4 protein-coding genes are annotated in these 2508 nt (G+C 71.5%); 3 read left to right on the top strand and 1 reads right to left on the bottom strand.

Annotation, left to right across the window (positions count from 1 at the left end; genetic code table 11):
- Positions 1 to 415 (bottom strand): prephenate dehydratase (locus tag SACSA_RS0103400; protein ID WP_019813509.1); only part of this gene is annotated, 415 nt, incomplete at its 3' end.
- A 101-nt stretch (positions 416 to 516) separates the two neighbouring features.
- Here SACSA_RS0103400 and SACSA_RS0103405 point away from each other — a divergent pair.
- The 3 genes from SACSA_RS0103405 to SACSA_RS25645 form a co-directional block, all read left to right on the top strand.
- A complete protein-coding gene (locus tag SACSA_RS0103405; RefSeq protein ID WP_028661492.1) occupies positions 517 to 1128 on the top strand; it encodes a macro domain-containing protein in 612 nt (203 codons plus the stop codon).
- A 171-nt stretch (positions 1129 to 1299) separates the two neighbouring features.
- A complete protein-coding gene (gene coaA / locus SACSA_RS0103410) occupies positions 1300 to 2232 on the top strand; it encodes a type I pantothenate kinase (RefSeq protein WP_019813513.1) in 933 nt (310 codons plus the stop codon).
- Positions 2233 to 2307: 75 nt separating this feature from the next.
- On the top strand, positions 2308 to 2508 hold a 201-nt coding region (locus SACSA_RS25645), incomplete at its 3' end, for a hypothetical protein (protein ID WP_198008932.1).

Here is a 2508-nt window from a genome sequence, read left to right on the forward strand (position 1 = left end):
CACCCCGCTCCACGGCGACGGCGGCGGCGGCCGTGGACGGGGCGGCCACCGTCCGCGCCTCGGGCAGGTTGTACTCCAGCCAGTGCCGCACCTGCGCGAGCGCGTGCGGGTGGCTGGCCACCGTGCGCACCGTCTCCACTCCGGCGCCCACGAGCACGGCGAAGTGCACCGGCAACAGTGCCTCGGCCACGGCCACGAGCGGATCGCCCTCGGCCAGGCCGTCCAGCGTCGCGGTGACCGGGCCCTCGACGGAGTTCTCCACCGGCACGCAGGCGTGCTCCGCCTCGCCCCCGCGCACGGCGGCCAGGGCGGCCGGGATCGTCTCGGCGGGAACGAGCCGCGCACCGGGTCCGAGTTCGCGTGCGGCCTGCTCGGTGAACGTCCCGTGCGGCCCGAAGAAGGCGATCCGTGACATGGGGCAGAGGCTACGCGGCCGCCACGGTGAGACGATCCTCACCCGCACAGCCGGTAGGGGCGGCGGTTACCCCCTTTCGGCTTTTTTGTCATGCTGGTGTCGTGACCGCCGAATCAGGCACGCACACAGGGAACGGATCAGGCGCGGTGACACCGTCGGCTACTCCGGAGCTCGTGTTGTGCGCCCTCGAGGAACCGCTCGTGAGGGCGTGGCAGTCGGTCCGCGAGTCGGTGACCGGGCCGGTGCGGGTGCACCACGGCTCCGTGCTCGAGGTGCGCGCCCAGGCCGTGGTCAGCCCCGCCAACTCGCACGGCTGGATGCGGGGCGGTATCGACGCGGTGTACGCGCGGACCTTCCCGGGCATCGAACAGCAGGTGCGCAGCACGGTGCTGGCCTACCACGGCGGCGAGCTGCCGATCGGGGAAGCCGTCGTGGTACCGACCGGCGAGCCGGTGCCGGAGTGGCTGATCAGCGCACCGACGATGCGCGAACCGGGCGAGGTGCTGCCCGACGACACCGTGCACCCGTACCTGGCCGCGCGGGCGGTGTTCCTGCTGTGGCGGGACGGGCAGTTCGAGCACGGCACCCGGTTCCGCGACGTGGTGAGCACGATCGGGATGCCCGGTCTGGGCACCGGCGTCGGCGGGGTGTCGCCCGCCACGTGTGCGCGGCAGGTCGCCGCGGCGTGGGACGAGGTCTTCCTGGGCCGCTGATCGCCCCCGGTGCCGCCCCGTTCGATGTGGCGAGGCGCACGGTCGCGAACGCGGGCCACCGTCGTGGGTGCACAACGTCACAGCGCGTCTGCCTCGCCGACGACTTACCGTTGAGTGCGCGTGAAGTGCAGGTGTCCGACACCGGCCCATCGACGGGCGAGGAGTGAGCGAATGCCACGGGTCCGGGAGCGCAGTCCTTACGTCGAACTCCAGCGCGACCAGTGGCGGGAGTTACGCAGAGCGACCCCCTTGCCGCTGACCGCCGAGGAACTGACGCGGCTGCGCGGGCTCGGTGAGAAGATCGACCTCACCGAGGTCGCGGAGGTGTTCCTGCCGCTGTCCCGGCTGATCAACCTCCAGGTCGCCGCCCGCCAGCGGCTCTACGAGGCGACCACGACCTTCCTCGGGGAGGACACGCGGGGTACGAAGGTGCCCTTCGTGATCGGCGTCGCGGGCAGCGTGGCGGTCGGCAAGTCCACCACCGCGCGCATCCTGCGCACCCTGCTCGCCCGCTGGCCGGACCACCCGAGGGTGGACCTGGTCACCACGGACGGGTTCCTGCACCCGCGCGAGGAGCTGGTGCGCCGCGGCATCATGCACCGCAAGGGCTTCCCGGAAAGCTACGACCGCCGCGCGCTGCTGCGGTTCGTGACCGAGGTGAAGTCCGGCGCCGAGGAGGTCAGGGCGCCGGTGTACTCGCACCTGGCCTACGACATCCTGCCCGGCCAGGAGCAGGTCGTGCGCCAGCCCGACATCCTCATCCTCGAAGGGCTCAACGTGTTGCAGCCCGGTCCGAGCCTGACCGTGTCGGACCTGTTCGACTTCTCGATCTACGTGGATGCGCACACCGCCGACATCGAGCGCTGGTACGTCGAGCGGTTCCTCGAACTGCGGCACACCGCCTTCGCCGACCCGTCCTCGCACTTCCACCACTTCGCGGGCCTCGACGACACCGAGGCCACCGCCGAGGCGCTGCACCTGTGGAAGACGATCAACGAGCCGAACCTGATGGAGAACATCCGGCCGACCCGCCCCCGGTCGACTCTGGTGCTGCGCAAGGACGCCGACCACTCCATCAACCGGGTACGGCTGCGCAAACTGTGAACCGGTCGCGGTAATTCACCCGTCTCAGCCGCTTCCCGAGTGGAGTACCTCCCGGTAGCGGCCCACGATGGCGGTGTGAAGGGCCCGGATCACATCCTCGTGCGGGTTCTCGGCCCGCTCCAGCTCGACAGGCGCGGCGCCGAGGAACCATTGCGTGACCGCGCGCTGCGGGCGGTGCTGTCCACTCTCCTCGTCGAGGCGGGTCGGCCGGTCCCCGCCGAGGTGCTGGTCGAGGCGGCGTGGCCGGGCGCGGAGGCGCCCGCCCGTCCGCTGGAC

The sequence above is a fragment of the Saccharomonospora saliphila YIM 90502 genome (assembly GCF_000383795.1).
GTDB classification, from domain to species: Bacteria; Actinomycetota; Actinomycetes; order Mycobacteriales; family Pseudonocardiaceae; genus Saccharomonospora; species Saccharomonospora saliphila.